Raw genomic sequence first — 15,162 nt, 5'->3', positions numbered from 1 at the left:
CGGCAATTGTACCCAAGCACTGGCCGGGGCGCGATGTTGCCGTGTCGATCCTTCACTATAGGTGGCTTGCCGCCGGTCGCGTATGAAGTTCTTTGCGCCCTGTTGCGGGCGCTCGGGCTACAATGGCGCCTTTGATCCGAATGACAGGTGTGCGCAGTGACTGATGTGGCAGGGGCTTCTAAACCCACCGTGGGAACGCTGTATGTGGTGGCAACTCCCATCGGCAACCTCGATGACATGAGCGCCCGGGCGCTCAAGGTGCTGGCAGACGTGGCGCTGATCGCAGCCGAAGACACCCGCCATTCAATCCGCCTGCTGCAACATTTTGGCATCGATACACCACTGGCGGCCTGCCACGAGCATAACGAGCGGGACGAAGGCGGGCGCTTTCTCGGCAAGCTGTTGGCCGGCGAAGATGTGGCGCTGGTTTCCGATGCCGGTACCCCGTTGATTTCTGACCCTGGCTACCACCTGGTGCGCCAGGCGCGGGCTGCCGGGGTCAGCGTGGTGCCTGTGCCGGGCGCCTGCGCCTTGATCGCGGCATTGTCGGCGGCAGGCCTGCCCTCGGACCGTTTCATTTTCGAAGGTTTCCTGCCGGCCAGGCAGGCGGGGCGCCTGGCACGCCTGGAGCAAGTGCGCGAAGAGCCGCGCACGCTGATTTTCTATGAAGCGCCGCACCGTATCCTCGAGTGCCTCGAGGACATGGAAACGGTGTTTGGCGGGGAGCGCCCGGCGTTGCTGGCGCGCGAACTGACGAAAACCTTCGAGACGCTCAAGGGCTTGCCACTGGCCGAGTTGCGGGCGTTCGTCGCTGGTGATAGCAACCAGCAGCGCGGTGAGTGCGTGGTACTGGTCGGTGGCTGGAGTGCACCGGAGGGCGAGCAGGCCATCAGTAGCGAGGCCCAGCGTGTGCTCGACCTGTTGCTGGCCGAGTTGCCGCTGAAGCGGGCGGCGGCGCTTGCCTCGGAAATTACCGGCGTGCGCAAGAACCTGTTGTATCAACGTGCCCTGGATAAACAGAAGGCCCAGTAGTGGCAAATTGATATAAATGCTGCTGGCGCTTGTTCTTGAGCGCGTGTGCCGTTAACCTTGTCGGCGGAGAGTCGATTGGACAGTCGCTGCCGTCTTTTGTTCCGCAAAAGTTCGGGGGAGGAAAGTCCGGGCTCCATAGGGCAGAGTGCCAGGTAACGCCTGGGAGGCGTGAGCCTACGGAAAGTGCCACAGAAAATAACCGCCTAAGCACTTCGGTGCCGGTAAGGGTGAAAAGGTGCGGTAAGAGCGCACCGCACGGCTGGCAACAGTTCGTGGCTAGGTAAACCCCACTCGGAGCAAGACCAAATAGGGTTCCATCAGGCGTGGCCCGCGTCGGAACCGGGTAGGTTGCTAGAGGCGTCCAGTGATGGCCGTCGTAGAGGAATGACTGTCCTCGACAAAACCCGGCTTACAGATCGACTCTCCACCTTTCTTTTCTGCATCTTTCGATAGCAGACCCCCCTTTGGTAATACCGAAAAAATCTTACTCTTAATAAATCACTTTAAGTTCAAGCCCCAGTGGCTTGTGCGGGTTTGATTTTTCTCGTGTTTTTTTCATTGTGAAATACCTTTCACAATCCTTTAACGCGCTAAATCTCGGTCCTGTAAGGCTTTTCCTTCCGAACGTGCCTTGACGGTGCCTCCGGCGGATTCCTATAGTGTGCGCAAGTGGCAGAAAGTGGGATGAAGTGGGTTTTCTGGCACAAAAAAGATAACATTGTGGGGAATCGCAGCCGTGTTCCGCGGAGCCAACGCCGTCAGTCTCGATGCCAAGGGCCGTCTCGCCATGCCGAGCCGGTACCGTGACGAGCTCGATTCGCGTTGCAACGGTCAGCTGATCGTGACCATCGACGCCGTGGACCCGTGTTTGTGTGTTTATCCCCTCGATGAGTGGGAACAGATAGAAGCCAAGTTGCGTGCCTTGCCATCGTTGCGTGAGGAAAACCGCCGCCTGCAGCGATTGCTGATTGGCAATGCGGTAGACCTGGAACTAGACGGCAGTGGGCGTTTCCTGGTGCCGCCCCGTTTGCGTGAGTACGCCAAGCTCGACAAGAAGGCGATGCTGGTGGGGCAACTGAACAAATTCCAGCTGTGGGATGAAGATGCCTGGAACGCGGTTTCGGCAGCCGACCTTGCAGCTATTCAACAACCGGGCGCCATGCCCGACGAATTGCGTGACCTGATCCTGTGACCATAGATAGCGGCTTCAACCACATTACCGTCCTGCTCGACGAAGCTGTCGAGGCATTGGCCTTGCGCGCCGACGGTTGCTATCTGGACGGCACGTTTGGCCGTGGCGGACACAGCCGCCTGATCCTCAGCAAGCTCGGGCCGCAAGGGCGGCTGCTGGGCTTCGACAAAGACCCACAAGCGATTGCCACAGGGCAAGCGCTGGCGGCCGAAGACGGCCGCTTTGTCATTGTGCAGCGCAGCTTTGCCGAGCTGGGCGCAGAAGTGGCCGAGCGCGGCCTGCATGGCAAGGTCAGCGGCGTGTTGCTGGACCTTGGCGTGTCCTCGCCGCAACTGGACGACCCCGAGCGGGGCTTCAGCTTTCTCAATGATGGCCCGCTGGACATGCGCATGAACCCCGATCAGGGCGTCAGCGCTGCCGAATTCATTGCCACCGCACCGGTGGAAGAAATTGCCCGCGTGTTCAAGGAATACGGCGAAGAGCGCTTTGCCGGGCGCATGGCGCGTGCCGTGGTCGAGCGCCGCGAAAAGCAGCCGTTCACCCGCACTGCCGACCTGGCAGAGGTGCTCAAGGTGGCCAACCCGGCCTGGGAAAAGGGCAAGAACCCGGCTACCCGCGCCTTCCAGGGCTTGCGCATTCACGTCAACAATGAACTGGGTGACCTGGAGGCGGGGCTCGAGGCCGCGCTCGACGCACTTGAAGTTGGCGGTCGGCTGGCGGTCATCAGCTTCCACTCGCTGGAAGACCGCATCGTCAAACTGTTCATGCGCAAGCTGGTCAAGGGCGAGGCCGACAACCTGCCACGCAACCTGCCGGTGCAGCACAAGGTCTTCGAGCCCAAGGTCAAGCTCATCGGCAAGGCCCAGTTCGCCTCCGAAGCCGAGCTCAAGGCCAACCCGCGGTCGCGCAGCGCCGTGATGCGTGTGGCGGAGAAGTTGCGGTGAGCAGGCTGTTCGCCAAGCCCTTGCCAGGCGGGAGCTTCCTGATGCTCCTGCTGTTCGTTGCCGTGCTGGTTTCGGCCATTGCGGTGTCCTACAGCGCGCACTGGAACCGCCAGTTGCTCAATACCCTGTACGGTGAGCTGAACGAGCGTGACAAGGCCCAGGCCGAGTGGGGCCGGTTGATCCTCGAGCAGAGCACCTGGACCGCGGCCAGCCGTATCGAAAACCTTGCGTCCGAGCAATTGAAGATGCGCGTGCCCGCGGCTGACGAAGTGCGGATGGTGGCGCCATGATGAAACTCGAAGGCGCACTGTACCCATGGCGTTTCCGCGTGGTCATCGGCCTGCTGGCACTCATGGTCGGCGCCATCTGCTGGCGCATCATCGACCTGCAGGTGGTCGACCGTGACTTCCTCAAGGGCCAGGGCGACGCGCGCAGCCTGCGCCATATCTCGATCCCGGCCCACCGTGGGCTGATTACCGACCGCAACGGTGAGCCATTGGCGGTCAGTACCCCGGTCACGACCCTGTGGGCCAACCCCAAGGAAATGCAGGCCTCCAAAGAGCGCTGGCCGCAATTGGCAGCAGCGTTGGGGCAAAACCCGCAGCAGCTGAGCGAGCGCCTGACCCAGCAGGCCAACAAAGAGTTCATCTACCTGGTCCGCGGCCTGACCCCGGAGCAGGGCCAGCATGTGCTCGACCTGAAAGTGCCCGGCGTGTACGGGCTGGAAGAATTCCGCCGGTTCTACCCGGCCGGTGATGTCACTGCGCATATGGTCGGCTTCACCGACCTGGACGACCACGGGCGCGAAGGGGTCGAGCTGGCCTATGACGAGTGGCTGGCCGGCGTGCCTGGCAAGCGCCAGGTCATCAAGGACCGGCGCGGCCGGCTGATCAAGGATATTCAGGTCACCAAGAACGCCAAGGCCGGGAAGACCTTGGCGTTGTCGATTGACCTGCGTCTGCAGTACCTGGCTACACGCGAGCTGCGCAACGCCATTGCCGAACAGAACGCCAAGGCCGGCAGTCTGGTGATCATGGACGTCAAGACCGGTGAGGTCCTGGCCATGGTCAACCAGCCGACCTACAACCCCAACAACCGCCGCAGCATGTTCCCGGCGGCCATGCGTAACCGGGCGATCATCGACGTGTTCGAGCCAGGTTCGACGGTGAAGCCGATCTCCATGAGCGCAGCGCTGGAAAGCGGCCGCTGGAAACCTACCGACAAGGTCGAGGTATACCCCGGCAGCCTGCAGATCGGCCGCTACACCATCAAGGACGTGTCGCGCAGCGAGGGTCCGATCCTCGACCTGACCGGCATCCTGATCAACTCCAGTAACGTGGGCATGAGCAAGATCGCCTTCGACATCGGTGGCGAGGCCATCTACCGCGTCATGTCCCAGGTCGGCCTGGGCCAGTACACCGGCCTTGGCTTCCCGGGTGAGCGTGTCGGCAACCTGCCGAACCACCGCGAGTGGCGCAAGGCCGAGACGGCCACCCTGTCTTACGGCTACGGCGTGTCGGTGACCGCCCTGCAGCTGGTGCATGCCTACGCGGCATTGGCCAACGACGGCAAGATGGTCCCGCTGTCGATCCTCAAGGTGGACAAGGCACCCGAGGCCGTGCAGGCCATTCCGAAGGAAACCGCGGAAACCATCCAGGGCATGTTGCAGCAGGTGATCGAGGCGCCGCGTGGGGTGTTCCGCGCCCAGGTGCCGTTCTACCACGTGGCCGGCAAGTCCGGTACTGCACGTAAAGCCACGGTGGGTTCCAAGGGGTACACCGAAAATGCCTACCGCTCGCTGTTCGCGGGCTTCGGCCCGATGAGCGATCCGCGTTACGCCATCGTCGTGGTGATCGACGAACCGGGCAAGGGTGGCTACTTCGGTGGCCTGGTTTCGGCACCGGTGTTCAGCAAGGTCATGTCCGGCACCCTGCGCCTGATGAATGTGCCGCCAGACAACCTGCCGCCGCCAGCTGCTGTTGCACCTGCCGGGCAACCCCAAGTCAATGCTGCCGCTGCCAAGGGAGGGCGTGGGTGATGACAATGCCATTGAGCAAACTGTTCGCACACGCCAGCCGCGATCCGATGATCCGCGAACTGACCCTGGACAGCCGCAACGTGCGCCCGGGTGACTTGTTCCTGGCAGTGCCGGGGGCCAAGGTCGATGGCCGTGGGCACATTGCCGATGCCTTGGCCCGTGGTGCTGCCGCCGTGGCTTATGAAGAGCAGGGCGCCAACGTGCTGCCGTTGACCGATGTGCCGCTGATCCCGGTCAAAGGCCTGATCGCTCAGCTGTCGGATATTGCCGGCCGCTTCTATGGCGAGCCCAGCCGGCAGCTGGACCTGGTCGGCGTGACCGGTACCAACGGCAAGACCAGTGTCACCCAGTTGCTGGCGCAGGCGTTGGAGCTGCTCGGCAAGCGCTGCGGCCTGATCGGCACCCTCGGTACCGGGTTCTACGGTGAACTGCAAAGTGGCCGCCTGACCACCCCTGACCCGATTGCCGTGCAGTCGACGCTGTATGGCCTGAAAAAGGCTGGCGCCAAAGCCGTGGCCATGGAGGTGTCCTCCCATGCCCTGGAACAAGGCCGCGTGGCTGCACTGGCTTTCGACATTGCGGTGATGACCAACCTGTCCCGCGATCACCTCGACTATCACGGCAGCATGCAGGCGTACGAAGCGGCCAAGGCCAAGCTGTTCGCCTGGCCGAGCCTGCGCTGCCAGGTGGTGAACCTGGACGACGAGTTCGGTCGGCGCCTGGCTCAAGCTTTCGCCGATAGGGCGCCGGCCGATCCTATCGAGTCACGGCTGCTCAGCTATAGCCTGGAAAACCGGGACGCGGATCTGTTCTGCACCAAGGCCGCTTTCGATGACCATGGCGTGCGCGCCACACTGGTCACTGCCCAGGGTGAGCGCATTCTGCGCAGCCAGCTGTTGGGCCGTTTCAACCTGAGCAACATGCTGGCGGCGGTGGCAACCCTGCTGGCAATGGACTTCGCCCTCGACGAGATTCTCAGCGTCATCCCCAAACTGCAAGGGCCGGTTGGCCGCATGCAGCGCCTGGGTGGCGGTGCCAAGCCATTGGTGGTGGTCGACTACGCACATACGCCAGACGCGCTGGAGAAGGTTCTGGAAGCCCTGCGCCCGCATGCTCACGGCCAGCTGCTGTGCCTGTTCGGCTGCGGTGGCGACCGTGATCGCGGCAAGCGCCCACTGATGGCCGAAGTGGCCGAGCGCCTGGCGGACCGCGTCCTGGTCACCGACGACAACCCGCGTAGCGAAGACCCGCTGCGTATCTTCGACGACATTCGCCCCGGTTTTGCCAAGCCTGCCGAGGTGGAATTCATCGCTGGCCGCGGCGCGGCCATTGCGCACCTGATTGCTACCGCTGCTGCCGACGACGTGATCGTGTTGGCTGGCAAGGGGCACGAGGATTACCAGGAGATCAACGGCGAGCGCCATGATTTCTCCGACTTGATCGAAGCCGAAAAGGCACTTGCAGCCTGGGAGGCTCCACATGCTTAAGCCCATGTCACTCAGCCAGCTGGTCCCGCTGCTGAACGGTCAGCAGATCGGCGCCGATGCGGCGTTCACCGGCGTCAGCATCGACAGCCGCAGTGTCAGTGCCGGGCAACTGTTCGTCGCCTTGACCGGCCCGCGTTTCGACGGCCACGACTACCTGGCCGATGTCAAAGCCAAGGGTGCCGTCGCGGCGCTGGTCGAGCGCGAGGTGGCCGATGTCGACCTGCCGCAATTGCGCGTGGCTGACTGCCGCCTGGCCCTGGGCCAGCTCGGGGCACTGAACCGTGCTGCCTATGACAAGCCGGTGGTGGCCATTACCGGTTCCAGCGGCAAGACCACAGTCAAGGAAATGCTTGCCAGCATCCTGCGTACCCGTGGCCTGGTGCACGCCACCCGTGGCAACCTCAACAACGACCTCGGTGCGCCGCTGACCCTGCTGGAAATCGCCGCGGAGCACAGCGCTGCGGTGATCGAGCTGGGCGCTTCGCGCATCGGCGAAATTCGCTACACCGTCGGCCTGACCCGGCCGCAGGTGGTCGTCATCAACAACGCCGGTACCGCGCATGTTGGCGAGTTCGGCGGCCCGGAGAAAATCGTCGAAGCCAAAGGCGAGATTCTTGAAGGCCTGGGCGAGGGCGGTATCGCCATTCTCAACCTGGACGACAAGGCCTTCGCGACCTGGAAGGCCCGTGCCGGGGCGCACAAGGTCATCAGCTTCGCCCGCAGCGACGCCCGTGCCGATTTCCATGCCAGCGCCATTGGGCGCGACGCCCGTGGTTGCCCGTCATTCCAGCTGCATGGCGCCGGCGAGGTGGCCCAGGTGCAGCTCAATGTGCTCGGTGAGCACAATGTCAGCAACGCCCTGGCCGCTGCCGCCGCTGCCCATGCCGTTGGTCTGAGCCTGGCTGGCATTGCAGCTGGCCTTGCGGCGGTGCAGCCGGTCAAGGGCCGCACCGTGGCGCAGATCGCGCCCAGTGGCGTGCGTGTGATCGACGACAGTTACAACGCAAATCCCACCTCGATGTGCGCGGCCATTGATATACTCGCCGGCTTCTCCGGCCGCACCGTCCTGGTGCTTGGGGATATCGGCGAACTGGGGCAGTGGGCGGAAGAAGGCCACCGGCAGGTGGGTGACTACGCGCGCGGCAAGGTCGACGCCCTGTACGCAGTGGGTTCCAACATGAAGCATGCGGTCGAGGCGTTCGGCGCCAATGGCCGTCATTTCGCTACTCAAGCTGAGCTGATCGACGCGGTTAGTGCCGAAAACGCCAGCGACACCACTATTTTGATCAAGGGCTCGCGCAGCGCTGCGATGGAAAACGTCGTGGCGGCTTTGTGCGGTGCCAGCGGGGAGAAACATTAATGCTGCTGCTGTTGGCCGAGTATCTGCAACAGTTCCACAAAGGCTTCGCGGTCTTTCAGTACCTGTCCCTGCGCGGGATTCTGGGTGTACTGACCGCGTTGTCCCTGGCGCTGTGGCTGGGGCCGTGGATGATCCGTACGCTGCAAATTCGCCAGATCGGCCAGGCCGTACGTAATGACGGCCCGCAATCGCACCTGTCCAAGTCCGGCACCCCGACCATGGGCGGCGCACTGATCCTGTCGGCCATCGCTGTCAGCACTCTGCTGTGGGCCGACCTGAGCAACCGCTACGTCTGGGTGGTGCTGATCGTCACCCTGGCCTTCGGTGCCATCGGCTGGGTCGACGACTACCGCAAGGTGATCGAAAAGAATTCGCGGGGCCTGCCAAGCCGCTGGAAGTACTTCTGGCAGTCGGTGTTCGGCCTGGCGGCGGCGGTGTTCCTGTACAAGACCGCACCGACCAGCGTCGAAACCACGCTGATCCTGCCCTTCATCAAGGACGTCACCATTCCGCTGGGCGTCGGCTTCGTGGTGCTGACCTACTTCGTCATCGTCGGCTCCAGCAACGCGGTCAACCTCACCGACGGCCTCGACGGCCTGGCGATCATGCCCACGGTGATGGTCGGCGGCGCGCTGGGCATCTTCTGCTACCTGTCGGGTAACGTGAAATTCGCCGAGTACCTGCTGATTCCCTACGTGCCTGGCTCGGGCGAACTGATCGTGTTCTGTGGCGCCTTGATCGGTGCCGGCCTGGGCTTTTTGTGGTTCAACACCTACCCGGCACAAGTCTTCATGGGTGACGTCGGCGCGCTGGCGCTGGGCGCTGCCCTGGGCACCATCGCGGTGATCGTGCGCCAGGAAATCGTGCTGTTCATCATGGGCGGCATCTTTGTCGTGGAAACCCTGTCGGTGGTGATTCAAGTCGCCTCGTTCAAGCTGACCGGCAAACGGGTGTTCCGCATGGCACCGATCCACCACCACTTTGAACTCAAGGGCTGGCCAGAGCCACGCGTGATCGTCCGCTTCTGGATCATCACCGTGATCCTGGTGCTGATCGGCCTTGCCACCCTGAAACTGAGGTAGATGAGCGTGTCTTTGATCGCTTCCGACCAATTCCGCATCGTTGTCGGCCTCGGCAAGAGCGGCATGTCCCTGGTTCGCTTCCTGGCGAGCCGGGGCATTGCCTTTGCAGTCGCCGACACCCGCGAGCAACCGCCGGAACTGGACGCCCTGCGCCGTGAGTACCCGCAGGTGGAAGTGCGCTGTGGTGAACTGGACGTTGACTTCCTGTGCCGCGCCAACGAACTGTACGTGAGCCCTGGCCTGGCCCTGGCTACCCCGGCCCTGCAGCAGGCCGCTGCGCGGGGCGTGCAGCTGTCGGGGGACATCGAGCTGTTCGCCCGCCATGCCAAGGCGCCGATCATCGCCATCAGCGGTTCCAACGCCAAGAGCACCGTGACCACGCTGGTGGGTGAAATGGCAGCCAAGGCCGGCAAGCGCGTGGCCGTGGGCGGTAACCTGGGGACCCCGGCACTGGACCTGCTGGCCGATGACGTAGAGCTGTACGTGCTGGAGCTGTCGAGCTTCCAGCTGGAAACCACCGACCAGCTCAATGCCGAAGTGGCCACCGTGCTGAACATCAGCGAAGACCACATGGACCGCTACAGCGGCCTGCCGGCCTATCACCTGGCCAAGCATCGCATCTTCCGCGGTGCCAGGCAGGTGGTCGTCAACCGCCAGGACGCCCTGAGCCGGCCACTGCCGGTAGAAGGCCGCCCTTGCTGGTCCTTCGGCCTCAACCAACCAGACTTCAAGGCGTTCGGCCTGCGCGAAGTGGATGGCGAGAAATACCTGGCGTTCGAATTCCAGGCATTGCTGCCGGTGCGCGAGCTGAAGATTCGCGGTGCCCATAACCAGAGCAATGCACTGGCGGCGCTGGCCTTGGGCCATGCTGCCGGCTTGCCGTTCGAGCCGATGCTCGAAGCGCTGCGCGAATTCGCGGGCCTGGCCCACCGTTGCCAGTGGGTGCGCGAGCGTGACGGCGTGAACTGGTACGACGATTCCAAGGCCACCAATGTCGGTGCTGCATTGGCCGCCATCGAAGGCCTGGGGGCCGATATCGAGGGCAAGCTGGTGTTGATCGCCGGTGGCGACGGCAAAGGCGCCGAGTTCGGTGCCCTGCGTGAACCGGTCAAACGTTTTTGTCGCGCCGTGGTGTTGCTGGGCCGTGATGCCGAGCGTCTTGCCCAAGCTTTGGGTGATGACGTGCCGCTGGTGCGGGTAAAAACCCTCGACGACGCTGTGCAACAGTGCGCCGGCCTGGCCCGGGCCGGCGATGCCGTGCTGTTGTCGCCAGCCTGCGCCAGCCTTGACATGTTCAGGAACTTCGAGGAACGCGGGCGGTTGTTCGCCCAGGCAGCGGGGGCCCTGGCATGATCTTCGGTGTGCTCAAGCCCTATCCGTCGCCGCTGATCAGCGGCCGTGGCATCGACCTTGACTTCGCGATGCTGGCTGGCTGCCTGGCCTTGCTCGGTCTGGGCCTGGTGATGATCACCTCGGCCTCCTCGGAAGTTGCTGCGGTGCAGTCGGGCAATCCGCTCTACCACATGTTCCGCCATCTGGTGTATGTGGTCCTCGGCCTGGTGGCTTGTGGTGCGACCCTGATGGTCCCGATCGCCACCTGGCAGCGCATGGGCTTCCTCATGCTGCTGGGCGCATTCGGCTTGCTGGTGCTGGTGCTGGTGCCGGGGATCGGCCGTGAAGTGAACGGCTCCATGCGCTGGATCGGCTTCAGCTTCTTCAACGTACAGCCTTCGGAAATCGCCAAGGTGTTCGTGGTGGTCTACCTGGCCGGGTACCTGGTGCGTCGCCAGACTGAGGTCCGCGAGACGTGGATGGGCTTCTTCAAACCCTTCATCGTATTGCTGCCGATGGCTGCGCTGCTGCTGATGGAACCGGACTTCGGCGCCACCGTGGTGATGATGGGCGCGGCCGCGGCCATGTTGTTCCTTGGCGGTGTCGGGCTGTTCCGCTTCAGCCTGATGGTGGTGCTGGCAGTGTTGGCGGTGTTCGTTCTGGTGCAGGCGCAGCCTTACCGCATGGCGCGCCTGATCACCTTTACCGACCCATGGTCCGACCAGTTCGGCTCCGGTTACCAGTTGACCCAGGCGTTGATCGCGTTCGGCCGTGGCGAGTGGCTGGGCGTTGGCCTGGGCAACAGCGTGCAGAAGCAGTTCTACCTGCCTGAAGCGCACACCGACTTCGTGTTCTCGGTGCTGGCCGAAGAGCTGGGCGTGGTCGGCTCGCTGGTGACCATCGCCCTGTTCGTGTTCGTGACCGTCCGCGCCCTGTACATCGGCCTGTGGGCGGAGAAGGCCAAGCAGTTCTTCGCCGCGTACATGGCGTTCGGCCTGGCCTTCCTGTGGATCGGCCAGTTCCTGATCAACATCGGGGTGAATGTCGGCTTGCTGCCGACCAAAGGCCTGACCCTGCCGTTCCTCAGCTACGGGGGCAGCTCGCTGGTCATCTGTTGTGCTTGCGTGGGCTTGCTATTGCGTATCGAGTGGGAAAGCCGTACGCACCTGGGCAGCGAGGAGCACGAATTCAGCGAAAGCGATTTTGCCGAGGAGACCAGTCATGGCCGCTGACGGCAAGAACGTACTGATCATGGCCGGCGGTACCGGCGGGCACGTGTTCCCGGCCCTGGCCTGCGCCCGTGAGTTCCAGGCGCGCGGGTACAGCGTGCACTGGCTGGGCACCCCGCGCGGCATCGAGAATGAACTGGTGCCCCAGGCCGGCCTGCCGCTGCACCTGATCCAGGTCAGCGGCCTGCGCGGCAAAGGCAAGCTGTCGTTGCTCAAGGCACCCTTGACCCTGGTCAAGGCCGTTCTCCAGGCAAGGCGGATCATTCGCCAGCTCAAGCCAGTGTGCGTGCTGGGCTTTGGTGGTTATGTGACCGGCCCCGGCGGCGTGGCCGCGCGGCTATGTGGCGTGCCGCTGGTGATCCATGAGCAGAACGCCCGCGCCGGTACCGCCAACCGCTTGCTGGTGCCGCTGTCTGCGCGGGTTTGCGAGGCGTTCCCGAACACCTTCGAGGCCAGCGACAAGCGCCGCACCACCGGCAACCCGGTGCGCCCCGAGCTGTTCCTGGATGCGCCGCGCGCGCCCTTGGCCGAACGCCGGGCACGGGTGTTGGTGCTGGGCGGCAGCCTGGGGGCGGAACCATTGAACAAATTGTTGCCTAAGGCCCTGTCCGAAGTGCCTGCTGCCGTGCGGCCCGAGGTGTTTCACCAGGCCGGCAAGCAGCACGCGCAGATCACCGCCGAGCGTTATCACGAGGCCGGCGTCGAGGCTCAGGTCGAGCCTTTCATCAAGGACATGGCCCAAGCCTATGGCTGGGCCGACATGGTGGTGTGTCGGGCGGGTGCGCTGACCGTCAGCGAGTTGGCGGCGGCAGGCCTGCCTTCGGTGCTGGTGCCGTTGCCTCACGCAATCGACGATCACCAGACCCACAACGCCCAATATCTGGCTCGCGAAGGTGCTGCCTTCCTGATGCCACAAGCGACAACTGGCGCAGCGCAGCTCGCTGAACGCCTGAACGAGGTGCTGATGCAACCCGAGAAACTCAATGTCATGGCAGGTACCGCACGGCGCCTGGCCAAACCTGCAGCAACCAGCACCGTGGTCGATATCTGCCTGGAGGTGGCCCATGGTTGAGAGCCAGAAAGCCATGCCCCAGCCGAAAATGGGTCGTATCCGTCGCATTCACTTCGTCGGTATCGGCGGCGTGGGCATGTGCGGCATTGCCGAAGTGTTGCTGAACCTGGGCTATGAAGTGTCCGGTTCCGACCTGAAAGCCTCCCCGGTCACCGAGCGCCTGGAGTCATTCGGTGCCGAGATCTTCGTCGGCCATCGGGCCGAGAACGCTGCCACTGCCGATGTGCTGGTGGTTTCCAGCGCCATCAACCCGGCCAACCCGGAAGTGGCCACCGCCCTCGAGCGGCGCATTCCGGTGGTACCGCGTGCCGAGATGCTCGCCGAGCTGATGCGCTACCGCCACGGTGTGGCAGTCGCCGGTACACACGGCAAGACCACCACCACCAGCCTGCTGGCCTCGGTATTCGCCGCTGGCGGTCTGGACCCGACTTTCGTCATCGGTGGTCGCCTGACTGCGGCCGGCACCAATGCCCAGTTGGGCACCAGCCGCTACCTGATCGCCGAAGCCGATGAAAGCGATGCCAGCTTCCTGCACCTGCAACCGATGGTGGCTGTGGTCACCAACATCGACGCCGACCACATGGCGACCTATGAAGGCGACTTCAACAAACTGAAGAAAACCTTCGTCGAGTTCCTGCACAACCTGCCGTTCTATGGCCTGGCGGTGATGTGCCTGGACGACCCGGTGGTGCGCGAGATTCTGCCGCAGGTGAAGCGCCCGACCGTGACCTACGGTTTCAGCGAAGAGGCCGACATCCGCGCCATCAATGTGCGCCAGCAGGGTATGCAGACCCATTTCACCGTGCTGCGCCGCGACTGCGAGCCGCTGGACGTGTCGGTGAACATGCCGGGCAACCACAACGTGCTCAATGCCCTGGCCACCATCGCCATTGCCACTGACGAAGGCATCACTGACGAAGCCATCGTGCAGGGCCTTTCCGGCTTCCAGGGCGTTGGGCGTCGCTTCCAGGTCTACGGCGAGCTGCCGGTCGAAGACGGCAGCGTGATGCTGGTCGATGACTACGGCCACCACCCGACCGAAGTGGCCGCCGTGATCAAGGCTGTGCGTGGTGGCTGGCCAAGCCGCCGCCTGGTGATCGTCTACCAGCCGCACCGCTATAGCCGCACCCGCGACCTGTACGACGATTTCGTTCAGGTGCTGGGCGATGCCAACGTGCTGCTGCTGATGGAGGTGTACCCGGCTGGCGAAGAGCCCATCCCCGGTGCCGACAGCCGGCAGCTGTGCCACAGCATTCGCCAGCGCGGCAAGCTCGACCCGATCTACATCGAACGTGGCGCCGAGCTGGCGCCACTGGTCAAGCCGTTGCTGCGCGCTGGCGACATCCTGCTCTGTCAGGGTGCCGGTGACGTTGGCGGCCTGGCCCCGCAACTGATGAAAAGCCCGCTGTTCGCTGGCGCCAAGCAGGAGAAGTCGAAATGACCAGCGCCTACGACAAGCTGCACTCTACCCTCGACGTGAAAGCGTTTGGCCGCGTTGCCGTGCTGTACGGCGGCAAGAGTGCCGAGCGCGAAGTGTCGCTCAAGTCCGGCGCCGCCGTGATCGATGCGCTGACCTCCGCCGGTGTGGACGTCGTTGCCATCGACGTCGGTGACGACCTGCTCGACCGCCTGCAGAACGAGAAGATCGACCGCGCCTTCATCATCCTCCACGGCCGTGGCGGTGAGGATGGCAGCATGCAGGGGCTGCTGGAGTGCCTGGGCATCCCTTATACCGGTAGCGGCATCCTCGCTTCGGCCCTGGCCATGGACAAGCTGCGTACCAAGCAGGTGTGGCAGAGCCTGGGCATTCCTACCCCGCGCCACGCGGTGCTGGCGAGTGAAAGCGATTGTTTGCAGGCCAGTACGGAACTGGGCTTCCCGCTGATCGTCAAACCCGCCCATGAAGGCTCTAGCATCGGCATGGCCAAGGTGAACAGCGCCGAGGAACTGATCGCCGCCTGGCAAGACGCTGCCCAGTACGATTCCCAGGTACTGGTAGAGCAGTGGATCCACGGCCCGGAGTTCACCATTGCGGTGCTGCGCGGCCAGGTGCTGCCGCCGATCGCCCTGGGTACACCGCACGTGTTCTACGACTACGACGCCAAGTACATCGCCAACGATACCCAGTACCGCATTCCGTGCGGCCTGGATAGCGCCAAGGAACAGGAACTGATCGACCTGACCGCCCGTGCCTGTGATGCCGTTGGCATCGAGGGCTGGGGGCGGCTGGACGTGATGCAGGACGAGCAAGGCCGGTTCTGGCTGCTCGAAGTAAACACCGCACCCGGCATGACCGATCATAGCCTGGTGCCCATGGCGGCCCGCGCGGCTGGCCTGGACTTCCAGCAACTGGTGCTGGCAATCCTGGCCGAAAGCGTGGCGACGCGAGGTTAA

At 63.6% G+C, this 15,162-nt stretch carries 13 protein-coding genes and 1 other RNA gene; all 14 read left to right on the top strand.

Annotated features, from left to right (window positions below; translation table 11 throughout):
* The first annotated feature begins 156 nt into the window (after positions 1-156).
* The 14 genes from rsmI to AACG97_RS22975 all read left to right on the top strand — a co-directional run bounded on the left by rsmI (position 157) and on the right by AACG97_RS22975 (position 15,162).
* The gene (rsmI, locus tag AACG97_RS23040) at positions 157-1,032 is read left to right on the top strand and encodes a 16S rRNA (cytidine(1402)-2'-O)-methyltransferase (protein ID WP_033690725.1); all 876 of its coding nucleotides are present in this window, start codon (positions 157-159) and stop codon (positions 1,030-1,032) included.
* Between the two features lie 67 nt (positions 1,033-1,099).
* Positions 1,100-1,460: RNase P RNA component class A (gene rnpB, locus AACG97_RS23035), an RNA gene on the top strand.
* A 308-nt stretch (positions 1,461-1,768) separates the two neighbouring features.
* On the top strand, positions 1,769-2,224 hold the full coding sequence (mraZ, locus tag AACG97_RS23030) for a division/cell wall cluster transcriptional repressor MraZ (RefSeq protein ID WP_004575120.1): 456 nt from the start codon (positions 1,769-1,771) through the stop codon (positions 2,222-2,224).
* Positions 2,221-3,168, top strand: coding sequence for a 16S rRNA (cytosine(1402)-N(4))-methyltransferase RsmH (rsmH, locus tag AACG97_RS23025; RefSeq protein WP_009684422.1), 948 nt, complete (start codon positions 2,221-2,223; stop codon positions 3,166-3,168). Before mraZ ends, rsmH begins: the two co-directional genes overlap by 4 nt.
* Positions 3,165-3,458, top strand: a complete 294-nt coding sequence (gene ftsL, locus AACG97_RS23020) for a cell division protein FtsL (RefSeq protein WP_009684421.1) — start codon at positions 3,165-3,167, stop codon at positions 3,456-3,458. The genes rsmH and ftsL overlap by 4 nt, the downstream gene beginning before the upstream one ends.
* Positions 3,458-5,206 (top strand): peptidoglycan D,D-transpeptidase FtsI family protein, encoded by a 1,749-nt coding sequence (locus AACG97_RS23015; RefSeq protein ID WP_009684420.1) that lies wholly within the window; start codon positions 3,458-3,460, stop codon positions 5,204-5,206. The genes ftsL and AACG97_RS23015 overlap by 1 nt, the downstream gene beginning before the upstream one ends.
* Positions 5,206-6,693: a UDP-N-acetylmuramoyl-L-alanyl-D-glutamate--2,6-diaminopimelate ligase gene (locus AACG97_RS23010; RefSeq protein ID WP_047149988.1), complete on the top strand. Its 1,488-nt coding sequence runs from the start codon at positions 5,206-5,208 to the stop codon at positions 6,691-6,693. Before AACG97_RS23015 ends, AACG97_RS23010 begins: the two co-directional genes overlap by 1 nt.
* Positions 6,686-8,053, top strand: coding sequence for a UDP-N-acetylmuramoyl-tripeptide--D-alanyl-D-alanine ligase (locus AACG97_RS23005; RefSeq protein ID WP_009684417.1), 1,368 nt, complete (start codon positions 6,686-6,688; stop codon positions 8,051-8,053). Before AACG97_RS23010 ends, AACG97_RS23005 begins: the two co-directional genes overlap by 8 nt.
* Positions 8,053-9,135: a phospho-N-acetylmuramoyl-pentapeptide-transferase gene (gene mraY / locus AACG97_RS23000; RefSeq protein ID WP_003251852.1), complete on the top strand. Its 1,083-nt coding sequence runs from the start codon at positions 8,053-8,055 to the stop codon at positions 9,133-9,135. Before AACG97_RS23005 ends, mraY begins: the two co-directional genes overlap by 1 nt.
* Before the next feature lie 6 nt (positions 9,136-9,141).
* Complete coding sequence (gene murD / locus AACG97_RS22995; RefSeq protein WP_047149991.1) at positions 9,142-10,488, top strand: UDP-N-acetylmuramoyl-L-alanine--D-glutamate ligase; 1,347 nt, start codon at positions 9,142-9,144, stop codon at positions 10,486-10,488.
* On the top strand, positions 10,488-11,699 hold the full coding sequence (gene ftsW, locus AACG97_RS22990) for a putative lipid II flippase FtsW (RefSeq protein ID WP_176739291.1): 1,212 nt from the start codon (positions 10,488-10,490) through the stop codon (positions 11,697-11,699). The genes murD and ftsW overlap by 1 nt, the downstream gene beginning before the upstream one ends.
* Entirely contained in the window at positions 11,689-12,768 is a 1,080-nt protein-coding gene (gene murG / locus AACG97_RS22985; RefSeq protein WP_009684413.1) for an undecaprenyldiphospho-muramoylpentapeptide beta-N-acetylglucosaminyltransferase, read from the top strand. Before ftsW ends, murG begins: the two co-directional genes overlap by 11 nt.
* Positions 12,761-14,209: a UDP-N-acetylmuramate--L-alanine ligase gene (murC, locus tag AACG97_RS22980; RefSeq protein ID WP_029886559.1), complete on the top strand. Its 1,449-nt coding sequence runs from the start codon at positions 12,761-12,763 to the stop codon at positions 14,207-14,209. The genes murG and murC overlap by 8 nt, the downstream gene beginning before the upstream one ends.
* Positions 14,206-15,162, top strand: coding sequence for a D-alanine--D-alanine ligase (locus tag AACG97_RS22975; protein ID WP_009684410.1), 957 nt, complete (start codon positions 14,206-14,208; stop codon positions 15,160-15,162). The genes murC and AACG97_RS22975 overlap by 4 nt, the downstream gene beginning before the upstream one ends.

The organism is Pseudomonas sp. Nvir, from assembly GCF_963778085.1.
GTDB lineage: Bacteria > Pseudomonadota > Gammaproteobacteria > Pseudomonadales > Pseudomonadaceae > Aquipseudomonas > Aquipseudomonas juntendi.
This window is presented reverse-complemented; position numbering and strand designations above follow the sequence as displayed.

Coding starts and splice junctions, on each gene's coding strand:
- murC (WP_029886559.1), top strand. CDS start 12,761: ATGGTTGAGAGCCAGAAAGCCATGCCCCAGCCGAAAATGGGTCGTATC.
- AACG97_RS22975 (WP_009684410.1), top strand. CDS start 14,206: ATGACCAGCGCCTACGACAAGCTGCACTCTACCCTCGACGTGAAAGCG.
- mraY (WP_003251852.1), top strand. CDS start 8,053: ATGCTGCTGCTGTTGGCCGAGTATCTGCAACAGTTCCACAAAGGCTTC.
- AACG97_RS23015 (WP_009684420.1), top strand. CDS start 3,458: ATGAAACTCGAAGGCGCACTGTACCCATGGCGTTTCCGCGTGGTCATC.
- AACG97_RS23010 (WP_047149988.1), top strand. CDS start 5,206: ATGACAATGCCATTGAGCAAACTGTTCGCACACGCCAGCCGCGATCCG.
- murG (WP_009684413.1), top strand. CDS start 11,689: ATGGCCGCTGACGGCAAGAACGTACTGATCATGGCCGGCGGTACCGGC.
- AACG97_RS23005 (WP_009684417.1), top strand. CDS start 6,686: ATGCTTAAGCCCATGTCACTCAGCCAGCTGGTCCCGCTGCTGAACGGT.